Genomic DNA, 21,971 nt, shown 5'->3' with positions numbered 1-21,971 from the left:
AGAAGGAGGTCAGACATGGTCGTGCCCGACGGCACATCCGGTCCTGACGCTCGTGCAGCCACCCCCTCCGACGTGGGGCGCACCGTCCTCGACGAGACCGACATCTCCCGGGCCCTCACCCGGATCACGCACGAGATCCTCGAGCGCAACCGCGATGCCGACGGTCTCGTGATCCTCGGCATCCCCACCCGTGGCGTGCCGCTCGCGAAGCGCATCGCCGCCCGCATGAGCGAGGTGGAGGGACGCTCCATCAACGCAGGCGCGCTCGACATCACGATGTATCGCGACGACCTGCACAGCGGCCCCGTCCGGTCGCTGGAGCACACCGACATCCCCGACGACGTCGACGGACGCACCGTGGTCCTCGTCGACGACGTGCTGATGAGCGGTCGCACCATCCGCGCCGCGCTCGACGCGCTCGCGGACCTCGGCCGCCCCAAGGCCGTGCAGCTCGCCGTCCTCGTCGACCGGGGTCACCGTGAGCTGCCGATCCGCGCCGACTTCGTGGGCAAGAACCTGCCGACGTCGCTCACCGAGAAGGTGCGCGTGCGCCTCTCGGAGGCCGACGACCGGCCCGACGCCGTCTCCATCGAGGGAGGCGTGGCATGAAGCACCTGCTCAGCGCCGGCGACCTCGACCGTGACGAGGCGGTGCACGTCCTGGACACCGCCGAGGAGCTCCTCGGAGTGGCGCAGCGCCCGATCAAGAAGCTGCCCACGCTGCGCGGGCGCACCGTGGTCAACCTCTTCTTCGAGGACTCCACCCGCACCCGCATCAGCTTCGAGGCGGCGGCCAAGCGGCTCTCCGCCGACGTCATCAACTTCTCCGCCAAGGGGTCCAGCGCCTCCAAGGGCGAGGGCCTGAAGGACACTGCGCTCACGCTCCAGGCCATGGGCGCCGACGCCGTGGTCGTCCGGCACGGCGCGTCGGGTGCCCCGCACCGGCTCGCGCACGAGGCCTGGACGAAGGGCGCCGTGGTCAACGCCGGTGACGGCACGCACGAGCACCCCACCCAGGCTCTGCTCGACGCGTTCACCATGCGCCGCCACCTGACCGACGATGCGACGAACGGCACCGGCGCCGACCTGTCCGGCAAGCGCGTCACCATCGTCGGCGACGTGCTGCACAGCCGGGTGGCGCGCTCCAACGCCCTGCTGTTGCACACGCTCGGCGCGCACGTCACGCTCGTCGCGCCGCCCACGCTGCTGCCCGTCGGCGTCGACACCTGGCCGGTCGAGACGTCCTACGACCTCGACGAGACCCTCGAGGGCACTGACGCGCTCATGATGCTGCGGGTCCAGGGGGAGCGGATGAACGACGCCTACTTCCCGAGCGCCCGCGAGTACAGCCGTCGCTACGGTCTCGACGTCGCCCGCATGAACCGACTGCCCGACCACGGGATCGTCATGCACCCCGGCCCCATGAACCGCGGCATGGAGATCAGCGCCGACGTCGCCGACTCCGGCCGCTCCGTCATCGTCGAGCAGGTCACGAACGGCGTCGCCGTCCGCATGGCCGTCCTGTACCTGCTGCTCGGCGGCTCCCAGAACCAGAACGAAGGAACGGCATGACCTCCTACCTCCTGCGAGACGCCCGTCCGCTGGGCGGCGACCCCGTCGACCTGCTGCTGCGCGACGGCGTGATCGTCGAGATCGGTCCCGACCTCGACGCGGACGGGGCCGTCGTGCTCGACGCCGAGGGCCTCGTGGCCCTGCCCGGTCTCGTCGACCTGCACACCCACCTGCGCGAGCCCGGCCGTGAGGACGCCGAGACGGTGCTCACCGGCACGCAGTCGGCAGCGCGCGGCGGCTTCACCTGCGTGCACGCCATGGCCAACACCTCGCCCGTCGCAGACACGGCCGGCGTGGTCGAGCAGGTCTGGCGGCTCGGCCGCGAGGGCGGCTTCTGCGACGTCCAGCCCGTCGGCGCCGTCACGGTGGGCCTCAAGGGCGAGCGACTCGCCGAGCTGGGCGCCATGGCGGACTCCGCCGCCGGCGTCCGGGTGTTCTCCGACGACGGCATCTGCGTGTCCGACGCCGTCCTGATGCGCCGCGCGCTGGAGTACGTCAAGGCCTTCGACGGCGTGGTCGCCCAGCACGCGCAGGAGCCGCGGCTCACCGAGGGCGCCCAGATGAACGAGGGTGCGCTGTCCGGCGAGCTCGGTCTCGTCGGCTGGCCCGCCGTCGCGGAGGAGGCGATCATCGCCCGCGACGTGCTGCTGGCCGAGCACGTGGGCTCGCGGCTGCACGTCTGCCACCTGTCCACCCGCGGGTCGGTCGAGATCGTCCGCTGGGCCAAGAGCCGCGGCATCGACGTCACCGCCGAGGTCACGCCGCACCACCTGCTGCTCACCGACGACCTCGTGCGCAGCTACGACCCGATCTACAAGGTCAACCCGCCGCTGCGCACCGCCGACGACGTGGCAGCCGTGCGCGAGGGTCTTGCCGACGGCACGATCGACATCGTCGCCACCGACCACGCCCCCCACCCCATGGAGGACAAGGAGTGCGAGTGGTCCGCCGCCGCCTTCGGGATGATCGGCCTGGAGACCGCGCTGTCCATCGTGCAGGAGTCGATGGTCGACACCGGCGCCCTCTCCTGGGAGCAGGTCGCCGAGGTGCTCTCGGCGCGTCCGGCCCGCATCGGCCGCGTGCGCGAGCACGGCCGCCCGCTCGCCGTGGGCGAGCCGGCCAACGTCGTGCTGTACGACCCCGCAGCCACCCGCACCGTGGTGCCCGGGGACACCGCGTCGCTGTCGCGCAACACCCCCTACGCCGGGCGCGAGCTGCCCGGCCGCGTGGTCGCCACGTTCCTGCGCGGCGTCCCCACCGTCCTGTCCGGCGAGCTGACCGAAGGAGTGCACGCATGACCCAGATGTCCACCACCCGACCGAGCGGGGCGCGCCGTGCGCCCGTCGCCGACGTGTCCGACGGCCGCCCACGGCCCGGCACCCCCGCCGAGGCCGTGCTCGTCCTCGAGGACGGCCGCACCTTCCGGGGCGAGTCGTTCGGCGCCCAGGGCACCACGATCGCCGAGATCGTGTTCTCCACCGGCATGACCGGCTACCAGGAGACGCTCACCGACCCCTCGTACCGCGGCCAGGTCGTCGTCATGACGGCCCCGCACGTGGGCAACACCGGCGTCAACGACGAGGACTTCGAGTCCCGTCGCGTGTGGGTCGACGGCTACGTGGTGCGCGACCCCTCACGCGTGCGCAGCAGCTGGCGCTCCAACCGCTCCCTCGACGACCTCCTCGTCGACCAGGGCGTCGTGGGCATCAGCGGCGTCGACACCCGCGCCCTCACCCGCCACCTGCGCGAGCGCGGCTCGATGCGTGCTGCCATCAGCACCGACGTGCAGCACGTGGGCGGGTCGGTCGACGCGCTGCTCGCCCTCGTGAACGCCGCTCCGGCCATGGAGGGCTCGAGCTTCCTCGACGACGTCACCACGCCCGAGTCCTACGTCGTCCCGGCCGTGGGGGAGAAGCGGTTCACCGTGGCCGCGATCGACCTCGGCATCAAGGGCATGACGCCCCGACGCATGGCCGAGCGCGGCATCGAGGTCCACGTGCTCCCGGCCTCGTCCACGATCGACGACGTCCTGGCCGTCGGTGCCGACCAAGGGGGCCCGGACGGCGTGTTCATGTCGAACGGTCCCGGCGACCCGGCCACGGCCGACCACGTGGTCGGCGTCCTGCGCGACGTGCTCGAGCGCCGCATCCCCTACTTCGGGATCTGCCTGGGGAACCAGATGCTCGGCCGGGCCCTCGGTCGCGGCACCTACAAGCTCAAGTACGGCCACCGGGGGATCAACCAGCCCGTGCAGGACCGCACCACCGGCAAGGTCGAGATCACGAGCCAGAACCACGGCTTCGCGGTCGACGCCCCGCTCGACGGCACCTTCGAGACGCCCTACGGCGACGCGCACGTGACCCACGTGGGCCTGAACGACCAGGTGGTCGAGGGCGTCGCGCTCGTCGACGGCCCGGCCTTCAGCGTCCAGTACCACCCCGAGGCGGCCGCCGGCCCGCACGACGCGGCCTACCTCTTCGACCGGTTCGTCCAGCTCATGGCCGACCACGCACCCGGGCACACCGGCAGCGACTCCACCACTCCTGGGAAGGACGGCGCCTGATGCCCAAGCGCACCGACATCTCGTCGATCCTCGTGATCGGCTCCGGCCCGATCGTCATCGGTCAGGCCTGCGAGTTCGACTACTCCGGCACCCAGGCCTGCCGCGTGCTCCGCCAAGAGGGCATCCGCGTCATCCTGGTGAACTCCAACCCGGCGACGATCATGACCGACCCGGAGTTCGCCGACGCCACCTACGTCGAGCCGATCACGCCGGAGTTCGTGGAGAAGGTCATCGCCAAGGAGCGTCCCGACGCCCTGCTGGCCACGCTCGGCGGGCAGACGGCGCTCAACGCCGCCATCGCCCTCGACAAGGCCGGCGTCCTGCGCAAGTACGACGTCGAGCTGATCGGTGCGTCCATCGACGCGATCGAGAAGGGCGAGAACCGCGAGTCCTTCAAGCGGATCGTCGAGGACCTGCCGCAGGAGTGGGGCGCGGAGGTGGCCCGCTCGGTCATCTGCCACACCATGGACGAGTGCCTCGCGGGCGTCGACGAGCTCGGCGGCTACCCGGTCGTGGTGCGTCCGTCCTTCACGATGGGCGGCTCCGGGTCGGGCCTGGCCTACGACGAGGCCGACCTGCACCGCATCGCCGGTTCCGGCCTGGCGCTCAGCCCCACCACCGAGGTGCTCCTGGAGGAGTCGATCCTCGGCTGGAAGGAGTACGAGCTCGAGGTCATGCGCGACACCGCCGACAACGTCGTCATCGTGTGCTCCATCGAGAACTTCGACCCGATGGGCGTGCACACCGGTGACTCGATCACGGTCGCGCCGGCCATGACCCTCACCGACGTCGAGTACCAGCGTCTGCGCGACATCTCCCTCGGCATCATCCGCGAGGTCGGTGTCGACACCGGCGGCTGCAACATCCAGTTCGCGGTCAACCCGGCCGACGGTCGCATCGTCGTCATCGAGATGAACCCCCGCGTCTCTCGGTCGTCCGCGCTGGCGTCGAAGGCCACCGGCTTCCCGATCGCCAAGATCGCCGCGAAGGTGGCCATCGGCTACACGCTCGACGAGATCCCCAACGACATCACGCGGGAGACCCCCGCCTCCTTCGAGCCGACGCTCGACTACGTGGTCGTCAAGGTCCCGCGCTTCGCGTTCGAGAAGTTCCCGGCCGCCGACTCCACCCTCACCACGCACATGAAGTCCGTCGGCGAGGCGATGGCGATCGGTCGCAGCTTCACCGAGGCGCTCCAGAAGGCCCTGCGGTCGCTCGAGCGCCCCGACGCGGAGTTCGACTGGACCAAGGAGTGGGTCGAGCTCGACAAGGACGCGCTGCTCGAGGAGATCGGTCGCCCGCACGACGGTCGGCTCAAGAAGGTCATGGACGCCATCCGCGCGGGCGCCACGCCCGACGAGGTGTTCGAGGCCACGAGCATCGACCCGTGGTTCGTGGACCAGCTGGCCCTCATCAACGAGGTCGCGACCGACCTCATCGCCGCCGCCGAGCTGTCGCCCGTGCTGCTGCGCCGCGCCAAGCGGCACGGCTTCTCCGACGCGCAGATCGGCCGCATCCGCGGCATGTCCGCCGACGTCGTGCGCGGGGTGCGCCACGCCCTGGGCGTGCGGCCGGTCTACAAGACGGTCGACACGTGCGCCGCGGAGTTCGCGGCGAGGACGCCGTACCACTACTCCTCCTACGACGAGGAGACCGAGGTCGAGCCGCGTGAGAAGCCGGCCGTCCTGGTGCTCGGCAGCGGCCCCAACCGCATCGGCCAGGGCATCGAGTTCGACTACTCCTGCGTGCACGCCGTGCAGGCCCTGAGCGCGGTCGGCTACGAGACGGTCATGGTCAACTGCAACCCCGAGACCGTGTCGACGGACTACGACACGGCCGACCGGCTCTACTTCGAGCCGCTCACGCTCGAGGACGTGCTGGAGGTCGTGCACGCCGAGGAGCAGGCCGGCCCGGTCGCCGGCGTCATCGTGCAGCTGGGTGGTCAGACGCCCCTGGGCCTCGCCGCCGGGCTGGAGGAGGCGGGTGTCACGATCGTCGGCACGCAGCCGTCGGCGATCGACCTCGCCGAGGAGCGGGGCGCGTTCGGCCAGGTGCTCGACGCGGCCGGGCTCGTGGCTCCCAAGAGCGGCATGGCCACCACGTTCGACCACGCGAAGCAGATCGCCGACGAGATCGGCTACCCCGTGCTGGTGCGTCCGTCGTACGTGCTCGGCGGTCGAGGCATGGAGATCGTGTACGACGAGCAGACCCTCGGCGACTACATCACCCGGGCCACGGAGATCACCCCCGAGCGCCCCGTGCTCGTCGACCGCTTCCTCGACGACGCCATCGAGATCGACGTCGACGCGCTGTACGACGGCACCGAGCTGTTCCTCGGCGGCGTGATGGAGCACATCGAGGAGGCCGGCGTGCACTCCGGCGACTCGGCGTGCGCGCTGCCGCCGATCACGCTCGGGAACCTCGAGATCGACCGCATCCGCGAGGCCACCGAGGCCATCGCCCGCGGCGTCGGCGTGCGCGGCCTGGTGAACATCCAGTTCGCGCTGTCGTCGGACATCCTCTACGTCATCGAGGCCAACCCGCGGGCGAGCCGCACGGTGCCGTTCGTCTCCAAGGCCACGGCGACGCCGCTCGCGAAGGCCGCGGCGCGGATCATGCTGGGGGAGAGCATCGCCGACCTGCGCGCCGAGGGCCTGCTCCCGACCGACCGCGACGGCGGACGGCTGCCGGACGACGCGCCCATCGCGGTCAAGGAGGCCGTGATGCCCTTCAACCGGTTCCGGACCTACGAGGGCACGTACGTCGACACCCTGCTCGGCCCGGAGATGCGCTCCACCGGTGAGGTCATGGGCTTCGACACGACGTTCGGCACCGCCTACGCCAAGAGCCAGGCGGGTGCGCAGAACGGCCTGCCGACGTCGGGCAAGGTGTTCGTGTCGGTGGCCAACCGCGACAAGCGGCACATGATCTTCCCGATCAAGCGACTGGCCGACCTCGGCTTCGAGATCCTGGCCACCAGCGGGACGGCCGTGGTGCTCGCCCGCAACGGCGTGAAGGCCACGGTCATCCGCAAGCTGCAGGAGGAGCCGCTCCCGGGCCAGGAGCCGTCGACGATCGTCGACAAGATCCGCGACCAGGACGTCGACCTCATCATCAACACCCCGCACGGCATCTCCGGCGGGGCGAACGCACGCGTCGACGGGTACGAGATCCGCACGGCCGCCGTGGCCGAGGGCATCCCGTGCATCACGACGGTGCAGGGCCTCGCCGCCGCGGTGCAGGGCATCGAGGCGCTGCGCGAGCAGCGGGTGGGCGTCCGGTCGCTCCAGGAGTGGGCCGAACGGTTCGAGCCCGCCGCGCCCGCGACGTCGGGGGGCGCCTCGTGAGCTTCGGTTCCCGCGCCCGCGCGGCGATGGACGCCTACGGTCCCGCCTGCATCGGCATCGATCCGCACGGGGCACTGCTCGAGGCGTGGGGCGTGGGGGACACGCTCGACGGACTCGACCGGTTCGCGGCCGCCTGCGTGGAGGCGTTCGCGGGCCAGGTGGGCTTCGTCAAGCCTCAGTCGGCGTTCTTCGAGCGGTTCGGCGCACGGGGTGTGGCCATCCTCGAGCGCACGCTGCAGGACCTGCGGCACACCGGCACCCTCACGATCCTCGACGTCAAGCGTGGCGACATCGGCTCCACCGCCGAGGCCTACGCCGACGCGTACCTCGACGAGGACAGCCCCATGGCCGCCGACGCCGTGACCGTGAGCCCGTACCTCGGCTTCGGCTCGCTGAGGCCCTTCCTGGACGTGGCCGAGAAGAACGACGCCGGCGTGTTCGTGCTGGCCCTGACCTCCAACCCCGAGGGTCCCGAGGTCCAGCACGCGACGTCAGGCTCCGGTCGCACCGTGGCAGGTGACGTGCTCTCGGCTCTCCGTGCCGCCAACGAGGGAGCCGAGCCCATGGGGTCCTACGGCGCCGTCGTCGGCGCGACGATCGGCGAGACCGACGAGGACCTCGACGTCAACGGACCGCTCCTCGTGCCCGGCTTCGGCAGCCAGGGCGGCACCGTCGACGACCTGCGCCGGATCTTCGGCGACGTCGCGCACCTCGTGCTGCCGTCCACCTCGCGGCAGGTGCTGTCGGCCGGTCCCGACGTCGACGCGCTGCGTGCTGCGGCCGTCGCCGTGAACGAGTCCCTGCAGTTGTAGGCTCACCCTGACCACCGCGCGTCTGCGCTGGTCAGAGCACCCGCATCGATCCGAGGAGACCTGCATGACGCGCCCTCGCGTGAAGCACGCCGCGACCGCCGTGGCGGCGACCCTGGCCGGTGTCCTGCTGGCAGGCTGCGGTGGGCAGAGCCCCTACTGCGGGGCCGTGGAGAAGAACGCCGACACCCTCAACTCGTTCGGCAAGACGCGGACCGACGCGGCGTACACCTCCTACTCCAAGACCTTCAAGAGCATCGCCAAGGACGCGCCCGCGGGCGTCAAGGACGACTGGACGACCCTGGCCAAGGTGACCGACGGCGTGCTCGCCGCGCAGAAGAAGGTCGGCCTGCCGCTCGAGGACATGCGCGACGAGAAGGTCGTGGCCGAGCTCGACGACGCGCAGCTCAAGACCCTGAACGACGCCTACGAGGCGTTCAACGCCACGGCCGACCAGCGCACCGCGGTGGTCAAGAACGCCAAGACCGAGTGCGAGATCACCCTGAAGTGATCGCCCCGCATCCATCGACGTCGTGGCGCGCAGGCGTCCGGCAGGAGAGAGGTAGACCATCGTGGCCCTCCCACAGCTGACGCCCGAGCAGCGGCAGGCCGCGCTCGCGAAGGCGGCACAGGCCCGCCAGGTGCGCGCCGAGGTCAAGAACCGGCTCAAGCACTCCGGTGCCAGCCTCGCCGACGTGATCGCCGAGTCGCGGGTGGACGACGTGATCGCCAAGCTGAGGGTCAGCGACCTGCTGCAGTCGATGCCCGGCGTCGGCAAGGTCCGCGCCCGCGAGATCATGGACCGCATCGGCATCGCCGACAGCCGTCGGCTCCGAGGCCTCGGCGTCAACCAGGTGCAGGCACTCCTGCGCGAGTTCGGCAGCCGTGAGCGCTGAGGGTTCCCCTGCCCGTTCCAGGCTCGTGGTGCTGGCCGGGCCGACGGCGGTCGGCAAGGGCACCGTGGCGGCCTGCGTCCGTCGCGAGCGGCCCGACATCTGGATCTCGGTCTCCGCCACGACCCGCCCACCGCGGCCGGGCGAGCAGGACGGGATGCACTACCACTTCGTGAGCGAGGCCGAGTTCGACCGCCTCGTCGAGACCGACGGCCTGCTGGAGTGGGCCGTGGTGCACGGTCGCCATCGGTACGGCACGCCCCGCGAGCCCGTGGAGCAGCGACTGAGCGCAGGGAAGCCGGCGCTGCTCGAGCTGGACCTCCAGGGCGCACGCCAGGTCCGTGAGGCCATGCCAGAGGCGCTGATGTGCTTCCTGGCGCCCCCGTCGTTCGAGGAGCTGGAGCGTCGGCTGCTGGGACGGGGCACCGAAGGACCCGAGGAACGCGAACGTCGGCTGCGCACCGCGCACGAGGAGCTGGCGGCCGAGAGCGAGTTCGACGTCACGATCGTCAACACCGACGTCCCGGCCGCGTGCCGGGAGTTGATAGGCTTGTTCGAGGGCCCGCGCCAGAACGACGCCGCGAGTCCGGACCAGACTTCTTCCGCCATCCATCACAGCGAGGCACAGTGACCAGCACGCGTTCCGTGGCCGAGGGCATCACGAACCCGCCCATCGACGACCTGCTCGACAAGGCCGACTCCAAGTACAAGCTGGTGCTCTACAGCGCCAAGCGTGCGCGGCAGATCAACGCCTACTACTCCCAGCTCGGCGAGGGCCTGCTCGAGTACGTCGGCCCCCTCCTCGAGACCGAGGTCCAGGAGAAGCCGCTGTCCATCGCCCTGCGCGAGATCAACGCCGGTCTCCTGACCGCCGAGGACATCGACGGCTCCGAGGCCAACAGCACCGGGACGGTCAAGCCCGAGAAGGCCTGAGCGTCCGCTCATGACGGATCCCGCGGCCGGGGGGCCGGACCGACCTCGCGTCGTGCTCGGCGTCGCCGGCGGCATCGCCGCCTACAAGGCGGCGTCGCTGCTGCGCCTGTTCACCGAGTCCGGCCACGACGTGCGCGTCGTTCCCACCCGGTCTGCGCTGCAGTTCGTGGGTGCCCCCACGTGGGAGGCGCTCAGCGGGCAGCCCGTGTCCACGGAGGTGTTCGCCGACGTCCACGAGGTGCCCCACGTGCGGCTCGGCCAGCAGGCCGACCTCGTCGTGGTGGCACCCGCCACGGCAGACCTCCTCGCCAAGGCCGCCCACGGCCTGGCCGACGACCTGCTCACCAACACGCTTCTCACGGCGCGCTGCCCCGTGGTGCTGGCCCCGGCCATGCACACCGAGATGTGGGAGCACGCCGCCACCCAGGCCAACGTCGAGACGCTGCGCTCGCGCGGCGTCGTGGTGATCGAGCCCGCCGCCGGCCGGCTCACCGGCAGCGACACCGGCAGGGGTCGGCTTCCCGAGCCCGACGAGCTGTTCGCGGCCTGTCGGGCCATGCTCGACGCGCCCGCCCAGGACCTCGCCGGCCTGCACGTCGTCGTCTCCGCGGGAGGAACCCGCGAGTTCCTCGACCCGGTCCGCTACCTGGGCAACCGTTCGTCTGGGCGCCAGGGCATCGCGATCGCCCGGGCCGCGCTGGCTCGAGGCGCCACCGTGCGGCTGGTCGCCGCCAACGTGTCGGTGCCGTTGCCTGCGGGGGTCGACGTCGTCGAGGTCGTCACCACCGCGGAGCTGCAGGCCGCCGTGGTCGACGCGGCCCGATCCGCCGACGTCGTGGTCATGGCCGCCGCACCCGCAGACTTCCGGCCCACCGACGTGTCGGGCCACAAGATCAAGAAGCGCGACGACGGCCGCACGCCGGTCATCGAGCTCGTCGAGAACCCCGACATCCTCGCCGGGCTGGTGCGCGACCGCGCCGGTGACGCGACCCCGTTCGTCGTCGGCTTCGCCGCCGAGACCGGCGACGCCGACGGGAGCGTGGCCGACCACGCCCGGGCCAAGCTCGAGCGCAAGGGCTGCGAGCTGCTGGTGGTCAACGACGTCAGCGACGGCAAGGTGTTCGGCCAGGAGGACAACGAGGCCGTCATCCTCGGCTCCGACGGTGCCGAGGTCGCCGTGCCGCGCGGTCCGAAGAGCGCCCTGGCGCACGCGGTGTGGGACGAGGTCGTCCGCCGCTCGGGACGGCGGAACGTCACGGCCTGAGCGTCGTTACACTCCCCGAGGAACCACCTGTCGCACGCGTCCCGGCATCCGCCGGCGCACCGTACGCGCACCCCACCCCATCAGGAGAGATCGAGTGAGCCGCTTCTTCACGTCCGAGTCGGTGACCGAGGGCCACCCCGACAAGATCGCCGACCAGATCAGCGACAGCGTGCTCGACGCGCTGCTCGCCGAGGACCCCAAGAGCCGCGTGGCGTGCGAGACCTACGTGACGACCGGCCTGGTGCTGGTCGGCGGCGAGGTCACGACCGAGGCCTACGTGGACATCGCGCGGATCGCCCGCGACCGGGTGCTCGAGATCGGCTACGACTCCTCCGTCAAGGGCTTCGACGGTGAGTCCTGCGCCGTGCAGGTGACGCTCGACGCGCAGAGCGCCGACATCGCCCAGGGCGTCGACGCCGCGTTCGAGAACCGCGCCGACGGCTCGGTCGACCCGCTCGACCTCCAGGGGGCGGGCGACCAGGGACTGATGTTCGGGTTCGCGATCGACGAGACCCCCGAGCTGATGCCGCTGCCGATCACGATCGCGCACCGCCTCGCCGAGCAGCTGACGGCGGTCCGCAAGGACGGCACGCTGCCCTACCTGCGCGCCGACGGCAAGACGCAGGTGACCATCGAGTACGGCGACGACGACAAGCCCAAGCGCGTCGAGGCCATCGTGGTGTCCACCCAGCACGAGGAGGGCATCGACCTCGACGGCCAGCTCCGCGGCGACATCAAGAAGCACGTCATCGACGCTGTGCTCGCGCAGTACGACATCGACTCCAGCGACTACAAGCTGCACGTGAACCCGACGGGCCGGTTCGTCATCGGCGGCCCCATGGGCGACGTCGGCCTGACGGGTCGCAAGATCATCGTCGACACCTACGGCGGCTACGCCCGCCACGGCGGCGGCGCGTTCTCCGGCAAGGACCCGAGCAAGGTCGACCGCTCCGCTGCCTACGCGATGCGCTGGGTGGCCAAGAACATCGTGGCCGCCGGCCTGGCCACCAAGGCCGAGGTGCAGGTCGCGTACGCGATCGGCGTGGCGCACCCGGTCGGCTTCTACGTCGACACCTACGGCACCGAGACGGTCCCGGTCGACAAGATCCGCGAGGCCGTGCTCGAGGTCTTCGACCTGCGTCCCGGCGCGATCGTCCGCGACCTCGACCTGCTGCGCCCGATCTACGCGCAGACCGCCGCGTACGGCCACTTCGGCCGCCCCGGCCTCCCGTGGGAGGACACCGGCCGCGCCGAGGCCCTGAAGGCCGCCGCGCACGCCTGACCTGCGTCCCTCGACCGCCCGTCGCCCCTCGTGGGTGGCGGGCGGTCGTGCGTCGGTGCGTGCGTCCCCGGCGGGGCAGAGGTAGGTCTCGCACGTGTAGGAGCCGTCAGAGGTAGGTGACGCACCGATCGAAGCTGTCAGAGGTAGGTGACGCACCCGTCCGAGCCGCCAACAGGTGCGTCACCTACCTTCGACGCACCTGACCGATGAACGATTGGCGGGGGTGGTCCTCGACTCGTCCTTCGCGCGGTCAAGCGGTGGATCCTCCACCGGTGTGGCGCTGGTCCGGTGGAATTCCCACCCGCGCGGTGGCGGCGGTCGTCAAGGCTTCTCCCTTCGCGTGGAACGGTCCGCGGACAGGGAGAATCCTTACCCGCCCTGGACACGCAGAGGGAGAATCGTGGCACCACCGCCGACGCGGCCCACAGCCCGAGACCTTGGCCGAGAACGGTGCCGGCCGTCCGGTCGAGGCCCCTTCGGGGCGCAGGACGAGAGGTAGCCGCGCCGACGCACCGGCGGGTCCAGGTGCTTCCGAACCGGCGCAGCCGCAGGACCCTGAGCCCACCGTCCGGACCGCCTGGTAGACAGTCCGCGTGACCACCGGCGACCAGCTCGAGCTCCTCGCGGCTCCCGAGCCCGTGCCGCCGTCGGTGCCCCTCGAGGAGGGTGCCGACGAGCGGTCGGGCGAGGTCGCGCCGGTCCGCATCGCGCGGGTGGCGGTCGACACCCCGTTGCCGCACCTGGACCGGCTGTTCGACTACGCCGTCCCGCCCGAGCTCGATCCGCAGCCCGTCCCCGGGTGCCGGGTCAAGGTCCGCTTCGCCGGGCGCGCGACCGACGGCTACGTCGTCGGCCTGGGGGAGACGACCGCCCACGAGGGACGTCTCGCGCCGCTCACCAAGGTCGTCTCGGCCGAGCCCGTGCTGAGTGCCGAGGTGCTGGGACTGGCCCGCGAGGTGGCCGACCGCTGGGCCGGCACGCTGTCGGACGTGCTGCGGCTGGCGGTGCCACCGCGCCAGGCCAAGGTCGAGGCCCGTCCCTCGGTGCCGCGTCCGGATGACGACCTCCCGGGCGTCGACGACGAGGTCTGGCACCTCTGGCCGGACGGACCGGGCTTCCTCGGCGCGCTGGAGTCGGGCGCCTCTCCCCGTGTGGTGTGGGAGGCGCTGCCCCTGCGCGACCCCGCCGTCGCGGTCGCGCAGGCCGCTCTCGCCACCCTGCGGTCGGGGCGGGGGACGGTGGTCTGCGTGCCCGACGCGCGCGAGCTCGACCACTGGGACGCGGCACTCACGTCGGTCCTCGGCCACGGGCGCCACGTGGTGCTCTCGTCGGGCCAGAAGCCGGCCGAGCGCTACCGGTCGTTCCTCGCCGTGGCGCGGGGCGAGGTGTCGATCGTGCTGGGCACGCGAGCCGCCGCGTTCGCGCCCGTGCACGACCTGGGTCTCGTGGCCGTCTGGGACGACGGTGACGACCTCTACGTCGAGCCTCGGGCGCCGTACCTGCATGCACGCGAGGTCCTGCTCACCCGGGCCGTGCGCGAGGACGCCGCGGTGCTGGTCGGCGGCTACGCGCGCACGGCCGAGGCGCAGTCGCTCGTCGGCTCCGGCTGGGCGCGGTCGATGCGGGCCGAGGCCGTCACCCGACGCCGTGCGTGGCCCCGTCTCGACGTCACCGACGGCAGCGTGGCCGGTGGCGCGCCGGCACGCCTGCCGCACGAGGTCTTCGCCGCGGTGCGCCGCGCCGACGGCCCGGTGCTGGTCCAGGTGCCGCGCCGGGGGTACCGCACGTCGTTGAGCTGCCAGGACTGCCGGACCCCGGCCCGCTGCGCGGCGTGCGACGGCCCGCTCGCGCAGGGCGGTCGCGGCGCCACCCTGGCCTGCCGGTGGTGCGGCACCGAGGCCCCTCGATGGACGTGCCCGACGTGCGGCTCCGCCCGGCTGCGCGCCCCCGTCGTCGGCCAGCTGCGGACGGCGGAGGAGTACGCGGCGGCCTTCCCCGACCGTGCGGTCGTCACCTCCGGGGGTGCCGACGTCCTGGCCGAGGCGCCGCCCGGCGACGTGCTCGTCCTCGCCACGCCGGGTGCCGAGCCGCGCGTCGAGGGCGGGTACGCGCTCGTGGTGCTCATGGACACCTGGCTGGCGCTGGGCCGCGACGACCTGCGGGTCGGCGAGGAGGCGCACCGGCGGTGGTTCAACGCCCTGGCGCTCGCGCGCGAGCGCGCCGCGGCGGTGGCGGTGGGCGACCCGGCCACGCTGCAGGGTCTCGTCCGCGCCGACCCCGCCGGCCTGGCCGAGCGCGAGCTGGCCGAACGCGCCGAGGCGCACCTGCCCCCGGTCGCGCGCGTCGCGGTGGTCGAGGCGCCGGCCGACGTCGTCGCCGAGCTCGCGTCCAGGCCCTGGCCCGGAGCCACCGAGGTGCTGGGTCCGGTCCCGGTGCCGACGCGGCCGGGGGAGCCGGAGCTCGACCGGCTCGTGCTGCGGGCACCCCGGCGCGACGGCCCCGCGCTGGCCGCGGCCCTCAAGGACGCGCAGTCCGCGCGCTCGGCGGCCAAGCTCCCGTCCCTGCGCGTGAGGATCGACCCGCACGCGTTCTGATCCCTGGCGTGTGCTGCCCGCACGGGCGGCGTGGGCGCACGCCCTAGACTCGGCCGACGTGAGGATCGTGTTCGCAGGTACCCCCGAGACCGCCCTGCCCTCGTTGGAGGCGCTGGTCGAGAGCCGGCACGACGTGGCGGCGGTGATCACCCGCCCCGACGCCCGCCAGGGCAGGGGCCGCACGCTGCATCCCTCGCCCGTCGCGGCCCGCGCCGAGGAGCTCGGGATCGAGGTGCTCAAGCCCGCTCGTGCCGACGACCCGGCCTTCCTCGACCGCCTGCGCGAGATCGGCCCGGCGTGCTGCCCGATCGTCGCGTACGGGGCGCTGCTGCGACGCGAGGCGCTCGACGTCCCGGAGTACGGCTGGCTCAACCTGCACTTCTCGGTGCTGCCCGCCTGGCGTGGTGCCGCACCGGTGCAGCGCTCGATCATGGCCGGCGACGAGGTCACCGGTGCCACGGTCTTCAGCCTCGTCGAGGCGCTCGACGCCGGACCGGTGCTCGGCACGATCACGGAGCGCATCCGCGAGGACGACACCGCCGGGACCCTCCTGGACAGGCTCGCGCACGAGGGCGCCCGACTGCTGGTCGATGCGATCGACCACGTCGAGGACGGTGACGCCGCGGCGGTGTCGCAGCCCGACGACGGCGTCTCCTACGCCTCGAAGCTCAGCACCGACGACGCGCACGTCGACTGGACCCGCCCGGCCTTCGCGGTCGACCGCCAGGTCCGCGGCTGCACTCCTGCTCCGGGCGCGTGGTCGGTGCTGGGGGACCAGCGGATCAAGCTCGGACCGGTCACGCCGACGTCCGAGGACATCCTCGCGCCGGGTGAGGTGCAGGCCGGCAAGCACGAGGTGCGGGTCGGCACCGCCACGACCGACGTGGTCCTCGGCCAGGTGCAGCCCACCGGCAAGCGAGCCATGTCGGCTGCGGACTGGGCGCGCGGCACGGCGATCGAGCCCGGCGCGGTGCTGTCGTGAGGAGGATCTCGTGAGCGACCCGTCCCGTGGCGTCGCGTACGACGTGCTGCGGGCGGCCGACGAGCGCGACGCGTACGTCAACCTCCTGCTGCCGCAGCTGCTGCGCGAACGCCGCATCGAGGGCCGTGACGCGGCGTTCGCGACCGAGCTGGTCCACGGCACGCTCCGTCTGCGGGGCACCTACGACGCCGTGATCGACTCCCTCGTCAACCGACCTCTCGACCCCGAGGTGCGCGACGTGCTGAGGCTCGGTGCCCACCAGGCGCTCTCGATGCGGGTCCCGTCGCACGCCGCCGTCTCCACGAGCGTGAGCCTCGTGCGACGCGTGGTGGGGCACAAGACGGCCGGACTGGTGAACGCGGTCATGCGCAAGATCGCGGCCGACGACCTGGCCACGTGGCTCGACCGCCTCGTGCAGGGTCGCGCCGGCGACGACGCGCTCGCCGTGCGGTACTCCCACCCGGCGTGGATCGTCGGTGGTCTGCGGACCGCGCTGCGGTCCGTCGACGCCGCAGACGAGCTGGAGCAGCTGCTCGCGGCCGACAACCTCGCGCCTCGCGTCACGCTCGTGGCTCGTCCCGGTCTGGTCGACCCCGCGCGGCTCCCCGGGCGGCCCGGCTCGGTCTCTCCCTACGCGCGCGTGCTCGACGGGGGAGACCCGGGCGACGTCGCCGCCGTGCGGGACGGCCTGGCCGGTGTGCAGGACGAGGGGTCGCAGATGGTCGCGATCTCCGTGGCGGAGGCGACGCTCGAGGGACCGGACGCCCGGTGGCTCGACCTCTGCGCCGGACCCGGTGGCAAGGCGGCCCTCCTGGGGGCGCTCGCCGCACAGCGAGGTGCCCACCTCGTCGCCAACGAGGTCCAGCCGCACCGGGCCGAGCTGGTGCGACAGGGGCTGCGCGCCCTGCCCGACGTCGACGTCACCGTCCACGACGGCCGTGAGGGTCCGTGGGAGCCCGGTTCGTTCGACCGCGTGCTCGTGGACGCCCCCTGCACCGGGCTGGGCGCACTGCGCCGACGTCCGGAGTCGCGCTGGCGACGCTCGCCCGACGACCTCGCCTCGCTCGTGCCGCTGCAGCGCGACCTCCTGCGGCGTGCCGTCGAGCTGACGCGTCCTGGCGGGGTCGTCGGCTACGCCACGTGCTCGCCCCTGGTCGAGGAGACCCTCGAGGTCGTGGAGTCGGTGGGACCCGGCGTCGCCGCGCTCGAGTCCGTGCACCGCTGGTGGCCGCACCGCGACGGCACCGACGCGATGTTCCTCGCGATCCTCCGCCGCCGCTGACCGCCGGGAACGGGGCGCCACTACGCTGTCGGCCATGGCCATCCAGATCACGCCGAGCCTGCTCAACGCCGACTTCGCGAACCTGGCGGGTGAGGCGGCACGGATCCCGACGGCCGACTGGCTGCACATGGACGTCATGGACAACCACTTCGTGCCCAACCTGACGCTCGGCGCACCGGTCATCGAGGCGCTCAGCAAGGCCTCCGCCCAGCCGATCGACGCACACCTGATGATCGCCGACCCCGACCGCTGGGCACCGCAGTTCGTGGAGGCCGGAGCGGGCAGCGTCACCTTCCACGTGGAGGCCGCGCACGCGCCCGTGCGCCTGGCCCGCGAGATCCGCGCTCAGGGTGCACGCGCGTCCATGGCGCTGAAGCCGGCCACCCCCATCGAGCCGTACGCCGACCTGCTCCCCGAGCTCGACATGGTGCTCGTCATGACCGTCGAGCCCGGGTTCGGTGGTCAGAAGTTCCTCGACCTGTGCCTGCCGAAGATCCGCCGCACGCGTGAGCTCATCGAGCGCACCGGCGGCGAGATCTGGCTGCAGGTCGACGGCGGGGTCTCGGTCGAGACCATCGAGCGGTGCGCCGACGCCGGTGCCGACACCTTCGTCGCCGGCTCCGCGGTGTTCGGCGCCGACGACCCCGGCGCCATGGTCGAGACGCTGCGCGGGCTCGCCGACGCCGCCTGCCGCCACTGAGTCGGACGTCTCGGGACGTGGCGCCGGTCTCTCATCGGGAGACGGCGGCCGAGGGTCTCGTGCGCCCGGCTACACTTTCGCCGTACGAGCAACAGCTCGCGTGTTCCGGGGTCGGTGCAATTCCGAGCCGGCGGTCATAGTCCGCGACCCGCCCTCCTTCGGGAGGATGGTTGAACCGGTGGAACTCCGGTACCGACGGTGAAAGTCCGGATGAGAGGCACACGCGGGGTCTGGCGCCGGGTCCGCGCGGACCCGTGCACCCGACCCGACGACCCCGGATCGGCGAGCCCGACCGGAGGACACGATGGGTACCGAGGCTGGACGCACGGGCACCGAGCAGCAGGCCATGCGCGTGGCGATCGACGCCGCGCGCTCCGTGGCCAGCGCGCTCCCGAACCCTCGGGTCGGTTGCGTGCTGCTGACTCCCGCGGGAGAGCAGCTGGCGGTCGGCCTGCACCGAGGTGCGGGGACGCCGCACGCCGAGGTCGACGCGCTCCAGCAGGCCGGTGACGCCGCGCGTGGGGCCACGGCGGTCGTCACGCTCGAGCCGTGCGCGCACACCGGGCGCACCGGGCCGTGCGTCGAGGCGCTGCTGGAGGCGGGCGTGGCACGGGTCGTGCTCGCCCAGACCGACCCGAACCCCGAGGCCGCAGGTGGCGCCGAGCGCCTGAGGGCGGCCGGCGTCGAGGTCGAGTCCGGGCTGCTCGCCGACGAGGCCGCCGAGCTGAACGTGGAGTGGACCTTCGCCCTCACCCACGGTCGCCCCTTCGTCACCTGGAAGTACGCCGCGACCATGGACGGCCTGAGCGCCGCTCCCGACGGCTCGAGCAAGTGGATCACCTCGGCCGAGGCCCGACGCGACGTGCAGCTCTTCCGCGCCGGTGCCGACGCGATCATGGCGGGTACCGGCGCGGTCCTGGCCGACGACCCGCGCCTGACGGTCCGCGACGCCGACGACCTCCCGCTCCCGTACGACCGGCAGCCGTTGCGCGTCGTGGTGGGGGAGACCCACATCCCCTCGTACTACCGGGTGTTCGACCGGGTCGCGCCGACGTTGCTCGTGCAGAGCCGCGAGCCCGACGAGGTGCTCGCGAAGATGGTCGAGAACGGCGTCCGGCACGTGTGGCTCGAGGGTGGTCCCCGCCTGGCCGGCGCGTTCTGGAACGCGGGCCTGGTCGACCGGGTGATCGGCTACATCGCTCCCGCGATGCTCGGCTCGGGCCGTGCGGCGCTGGAGGGCGAGGCCGCCACGCTGGCCGACCTGCGTCCCATCGACCTGCACGACGTCGCGCGGATCGGCCCCGACATCCGCATCATCGGCACGCCGGGCCGTGCCCCACGTGAGGAGATGCCCTGATGTTCACCGGTCTCGTGGAGGAGAAGGGCGTCGTCACGGCGATCGAGTCGCTCGGCGACTCCGTGCGCCTCTCGGTGCGCGGCCCCGTCGTCACGGCCGACGCGACGCACGGAGCCTCGATCTCCGTGAACGGCTGCTGCCTCACGGTCATGGACCAGTCGTCGCAGGAGGGGGACGGCGACGTCTTCAGCGCCGACGTCATGGCCGAGTCGCTCGACCGCACGTCGCTCGGTGGCCTGGAGGTCGGTGACGAGGTCAACCTCGAGCGCGCCATGCAGGCCGGTGCGCGCATGGGCGGGCACATCGTGCAGGGGCACGTCGACGGCACCGGGGCGCTGATCGACCGCACGCCGAGCGAGCACTGGGACGTCCTGCGCTTCTCCCTGCCGGCCGAGCTGGCCCGGTACCTGGTCCCCAAGGGCTCGATCACGGTGCAGGGGGTCTCCCTCACCGTCGTCGAGGTGTCCGAACCGCGCGCTGCCGAGCCGTTCTTCAGCGTCTCGCTCATCCCCACCACCCTCGCGGACACGACGCTCGGCACCCTCGCCCCCGGCGACCGGGTGAACCTCGAGGTCGACGTCCTCGCCAAGTACGTGGAGCGGCTGCTGGCCGCCCGCCTCCCGAAGGAGCAGCAGTCATGACGACGTATTCGGACGCCGGCGGCGACACGGTCCGCCTCGACAGCATCGAGCGGGCGATCGCCGACATCCGCGACGGCAAGGCCGTCGTGGTGGTCGACGACCCGGGCCGCGAGAACGAGGGCGACATCATCTTCGCCGCGAGCAAGGCCACGCCGGAGCTGATGGGCTTCCTGGTGCGGTACTCCAGCGGCTACGTGTGCGCACCCGCGCCGGGGGCCATCCTCGACCGGCTCGGCATCCCGCTCATGACGCCGCACAACCGCGAGATGATGCGCACCGCCTACACGATCTCGATCGACGCCCGCGACGGCATCACCACCGGCATCTCGGCAGCCGACCGGGCGCGCACGGTCCGGGTGCTCGCCGACTCGGCGACCGAGCCGTTCGAGCTGGTCATGCCGGGCCACGTGCTGCCCCTGCGTGCGAAGGAGGGCGGCGTCCTGGCGCGCGCCGGACACACCGAGGCCGCGGTGGACCTCACCCGGCTCGCGGGCCTGACACCGGTCGGCGTGATCGGCGAGGTCGTGCACGACGACGGCACCCTCATGCGGGCGCCCGCCCTGCGCGCCTTCGCCGACGAGCACGACCTGGCCCTCGTCTCGATCGAGGACCTGCAGGTGCACCTGCGTCTGCACGAGGCCCAGGTCGAGCGGCTCGCCACGACGACGCTCCCCACCGAGTTCGGCACCTTCGCCGCACACGGCTTCCGCGACACGATCGACGGGGCCGAGCACGTGGCCCTCGTGCACGGAGACCTCGCCGCGGCGGCCGCCGAGGGTGCGAGCGTGCTGGTCCGTCTGCACTCGGAGTGCCTGACCGGCGACGTGTTCGGCTCGCGGCGGTGCGACTGCGGGCCGCAGCTCCAGGCGTCCATGGCGGCGGTCAAGGCCGAGGGGGCGGGCGTGGTGGTGTACCTGCGCGGTCACGAGGGCCGAGGGATCGGTCTGCTGCACAAACTGCAGGCCTACGCCCTGCAGGACGCCGGCCGTGACACGGTCGACGCCAACCTCGCCCTCGGGTTCGGCGAGGACGAGCGCGACTACGCCGCCGGCGCGCAGATGCTGCGCGACCTCGGCATCGGCTCGGTCCGGCTGCTCACCAACAACCCGGACAAGGCGACGCAGCTGGAGGCCTACGGCGTGAAGGTGGCCGAGCGGATCTCCCTGCAGATCCAGCCGACCGCCGAGAACATCCAGTACCTGAGGACCAAGGCCGAGCGGATGGGTCACGACCTGCCCGACCTGGGCCTCGACGAGACGACGGGAACGACGGCATGAGCGGACACGGAGCACCCACCCTGCAGGTCGACGCCACGGGGGCCCGCGTGGCCGTCGTGGCCTCCAGCTGGCACGACCAGGTGATGGACGGCCTGATCGCGGGCGCCCAGCGCGCCCTGTCGGACGCCGGGGTCACCGACGCCACGCTCGTGCGGGCCGCCGGTTCGTTCGAGCTGCCGCTGGTCGCCCAGGGGTGCGCGGCGGCCGGCTTCGACGCGGTCGTGGCCCTGGGCGTGATCATCCGAGGCGGCACACCTCACTTCGAGTACGTCTCGGCCGCAGCCACCGACGGCCTCGCGCGGGTGTCCCTCGACACGGGGGTGCCGGTGGGGTTCGGTCTGCTGACGTGCGACACCGAGCAGCAGGCGCTCGACCGCGCCGGGCTCGAGGGCAGCGTCGAGGACAAGGGTCGCGAGGCCGCCGAGGCCGCGCTGTCGACCTGGGCGACCCTGCGCACGCTGGCCTCCCTAGACTGA

At 72.4% G+C, this 21,971-nt stretch carries 20 protein-coding genes and 1 riboswitch; all 20 genes read left to right on the top strand.

From position 1 onward, the window contains the following. Positions 1–15: 15 nt before the first annotated feature. On the top strand, positions 16–609 hold the full coding sequence (pyrR, locus tag RQG84_RS14800; RefSeq protein ID WP_311210623.1) for a bifunctional pyr operon transcriptional regulator/uracil phosphoribosyltransferase PyrR: 594 nt from the start codon (positions 16–18) through the stop codon (positions 607–609). Further along, positions 606–1,571 carry an aspartate carbamoyltransferase catalytic subunit gene (locus tag RQG84_RS14795; RefSeq protein WP_311210622.1) on the top strand — a complete coding sequence of 322 codons (966 nt, stop codon included), beginning with the start codon at positions 606–608 and terminating at the stop codon, positions 1,569–1,571. The genes pyrR and RQG84_RS14795 overlap by 4 nt, the downstream gene beginning before the upstream one ends. After that, positions 1,568–2,869 carry a dihydroorotase gene (locus RQG84_RS14790; RefSeq protein ID WP_311210621.1) on the top strand — a complete coding sequence of 434 codons (1,302 nt, stop codon included), beginning with the start codon at positions 1,568–1,570 and terminating at the stop codon, positions 2,867–2,869. Before RQG84_RS14795 ends, RQG84_RS14790 begins: the two co-directional genes overlap by 4 nt. A gap of 5 nt (positions 2,870–2,874) precedes the next feature. Beyond that, on the top strand, positions 2,875–4,134 hold the full coding sequence (carA, locus tag RQG84_RS14785) for a glutamine-hydrolyzing carbamoyl-phosphate synthase small subunit (RefSeq protein WP_396135341.1): 1,260 nt from the start codon (positions 2,875–2,877) through the stop codon (positions 4,132–4,134). After that, positions 4,134–7,481, top strand: a complete 3,348-nt coding sequence (gene carB / locus RQG84_RS14780; RefSeq protein ID WP_311210619.1) for a carbamoyl-phosphate synthase large subunit — start codon at positions 4,134–4,136, stop codon at positions 7,479–7,481. The genes carA and carB overlap by 1 nt, the downstream gene beginning before the upstream one ends. Beyond that, entirely contained in the window at positions 7,478–8,293 is an 816-nt protein-coding gene (gene pyrF, locus RQG84_RS14775) for an orotidine-5'-phosphate decarboxylase (protein WP_311210618.1), read from the top strand. The genes carB and pyrF overlap by 4 nt, the downstream gene beginning before the upstream one ends. Positions 8,294–8,357: 64 nt before the next feature. After that, on the top strand, positions 8,358–8,801 hold the full coding sequence (locus RQG84_RS14770; RefSeq protein ID WP_311210617.1) for a hypothetical protein: 444 nt from the start codon (positions 8,358–8,360) through the stop codon (positions 8,799–8,801). A gap of 61 nt (positions 8,802–8,862) precedes the next feature. Continuing rightward, positions 8,863–9,186, top strand: a complete 324-nt coding sequence (gene mihF, locus RQG84_RS14765; protein ID WP_055970407.1) for an integration host factor, actinobacterial type — start codon at positions 8,863–8,865, stop codon at positions 9,184–9,186. Then, the gene (gene gmk / locus RQG84_RS14760; protein WP_311210616.1) at positions 9,176–9,814 is read left to right on the top strand and encodes a guanylate kinase; all 639 of its coding nucleotides are present in this window, start codon (positions 9,176–9,178) and stop codon (positions 9,812–9,814) included. The genes mihF and gmk overlap by 11 nt, the downstream gene beginning before the upstream one ends. Further along, entirely contained in the window at positions 9,811–10,116 is a 306-nt protein-coding gene (rpoZ, locus tag RQG84_RS14755) for a DNA-directed RNA polymerase subunit omega (protein ID WP_056554994.1), read from the top strand. Before gmk ends, rpoZ begins: the two co-directional genes overlap by 4 nt. Before the next feature lie 10 nt (positions 10,117–10,126). Beyond that, positions 10,127–11,380, top strand: coding sequence for a bifunctional phosphopantothenoylcysteine decarboxylase/phosphopantothenate--cysteine ligase CoaBC (gene coaBC / locus RQG84_RS14750; RefSeq protein ID WP_311210615.1), 1,254 nt, complete (start codon positions 10,127–10,129; stop codon positions 11,378–11,380). 94 nt (positions 11,381–11,474) lie between these two features. Then, positions 11,475–12,662, top strand: a complete 1,188-nt coding sequence (gene metK / locus RQG84_RS14745; protein ID WP_055970400.1) for a methionine adenosyltransferase — start codon at positions 11,475–11,477, stop codon at positions 12,660–12,662. Between the two features lie 593 nt (positions 12,663–13,255). Beyond that, complete coding sequence (locus RQG84_RS14740) at positions 13,256–15,256, top strand: primosome assembly protein PriA (RefSeq protein ID WP_311210614.1); 2,001 nt, start codon at positions 13,256–13,258, stop codon at positions 15,254–15,256. A 58-nt stretch (positions 15,257–15,314) separates the two neighbouring features. Beyond that, entirely contained in the window at positions 15,315–16,238 is a 924-nt protein-coding gene (fmt, locus tag RQG84_RS14735) for a methionyl-tRNA formyltransferase (RefSeq protein ID WP_311210613.1), read from the top strand. Between the two features lie 10 nt (positions 16,239–16,248). Next, a complete protein-coding gene (locus RQG84_RS14730) occupies positions 16,249–17,520 on the top strand; it encodes a transcription antitermination factor NusB (protein WP_311210612.1) in 1,272 nt (423 codons plus the stop codon). Positions 17,521–17,554: 34 nt separating this feature from the next. Next, a complete protein-coding gene (gene rpe, locus RQG84_RS14725; RefSeq protein WP_311210611.1) occupies positions 17,555–18,220 on the top strand; it encodes a ribulose-phosphate 3-epimerase in 666 nt (221 codons plus the stop codon). A gap of 96 nt (positions 18,221–18,316) precedes the next feature. Further along, positions 18,317–18,447: riboswitch (FMN riboswitch) on the top strand. A 77-nt stretch (positions 18,448–18,524) separates the two neighbouring features. Next, positions 18,525–19,577 carry a bifunctional diaminohydroxyphosphoribosylaminopyrimidine deaminase/5-amino-6-(5-phosphoribosylamino)uracil reductase RibD gene (ribD, locus tag RQG84_RS14720; protein WP_311210610.1) on the top strand — a complete coding sequence of 351 codons (1,053 nt, stop codon included), beginning with the start codon at positions 18,525–18,527 and terminating at the stop codon, positions 19,575–19,577. Continuing rightward, on the top strand, positions 19,577–20,218 hold the full coding sequence (locus RQG84_RS14715) for a riboflavin synthase (protein WP_311210609.1): 642 nt from the start codon (positions 19,577–19,579) through the stop codon (positions 20,216–20,218). The genes ribD and RQG84_RS14715 overlap by 1 nt, the downstream gene beginning before the upstream one ends. Beyond that, on the top strand, positions 20,215–21,495 hold the full coding sequence (locus RQG84_RS14710) for a bifunctional 3,4-dihydroxy-2-butanone-4-phosphate synthase/GTP cyclohydrolase II (protein WP_311210608.1): 1,281 nt from the start codon (positions 20,215–20,217) through the stop codon (positions 21,493–21,495). The genes RQG84_RS14715 and RQG84_RS14710 overlap by 4 nt, the downstream gene beginning before the upstream one ends. Then, positions 21,492–21,971 carry a 6,7-dimethyl-8-ribityllumazine synthase gene (ribH, locus tag RQG84_RS14705; protein ID WP_055970385.1) on the top strand — a complete coding sequence of 160 codons (480 nt, stop codon included), beginning with the start codon at positions 21,492–21,494 and terminating at the stop codon, positions 21,969–21,971. Before RQG84_RS14710 ends, ribH begins: the two co-directional genes overlap by 4 nt.

Origin of the sequence: Aeromicrobium sp. WCS2018Hpa-31 (genome assembly GCF_031843905.1) — a bacterium.
Lineage (GTDB): Bacteria > Actinomycetota > Actinomycetes > Propionibacteriales > Nocardioidaceae > Aeromicrobium.
The sequence above is the reverse complement of the archived record's forward strand: the minus strand, read 5'-3'. Positions and strand labels throughout refer to the sequence as shown.

What these genes read in the sequence shown, in the direction of transcription:
- RQG84_RS14770 (WP_311210617.1), top strand. Translation starts at nt 8,358, where the DNA reads ATGACGCGCCCTCGCGTGAAGCACGCCGCGACCGCCGTGGCGGCGACC.
- ribD (WP_311210610.1), top strand. Translation starts at nt 18,525, where the DNA reads ATGGGTACCGAGGCTGGACGCACGGGCACCGAGCAGCAGGCCATGCGC.
- carA (WP_396135341.1), top strand. Translation starts at nt 2,875, where the DNA reads ATGTCCACCACCCGACCGAGCGGGGCGCGCCGTGCGCCCGTCGCCGAC.
- ribH (WP_055970385.1), top strand. Translation starts at nt 21,492, where the DNA reads ATGAGCGGACACGGAGCACCCACCCTGCAGGTCGACGCCACGGGGGCC.
- RQG84_RS14715 (WP_311210609.1), top strand. Translation starts at nt 19,577, where the DNA reads ATGTTCACCGGTCTCGTGGAGGAGAAGGGCGTCGTCACGGCGATCGAG.
- carB (WP_311210619.1), top strand. Translation starts at nt 4,134, where the DNA reads ATGCCCAAGCGCACCGACATCTCGTCGATCCTCGTGATCGGCTCCGGC.
- rpe (WP_311210611.1), top strand. Translation starts at nt 17,555, where the DNA reads ATGGCCATCCAGATCACGCCGAGCCTGCTCAACGCCGACTTCGCGAAC.
- pyrR (WP_311210623.1), top strand. Translation starts at nt 16, where the DNA reads ATGGTCGTGCCCGACGGCACATCCGGTCCTGACGCTCGTGCAGCCACC.
- RQG84_RS14795 (WP_311210622.1), top strand. Translation starts at nt 606, where the DNA reads ATGAAGCACCTGCTCAGCGCCGGCGACCTCGACCGTGACGAGGCGGTG.
- RQG84_RS14710 (WP_311210608.1), top strand. Translation starts at nt 20,215, where the DNA reads ATGACGACGTATTCGGACGCCGGCGGCGACACGGTCCGCCTCGACAGC.
- coaBC (WP_311210615.1), top strand. Translation starts at nt 10,127, where the DNA reads ATGACGGATCCCGCGGCCGGGGGGCCGGACCGACCTCGCGTCGTGCTC.
- RQG84_RS14790 (WP_311210621.1), top strand. Translation starts at nt 1,568, where the DNA reads ATGACCTCCTACCTCCTGCGAGACGCCCGTCCGCTGGGCGGCGACCCC.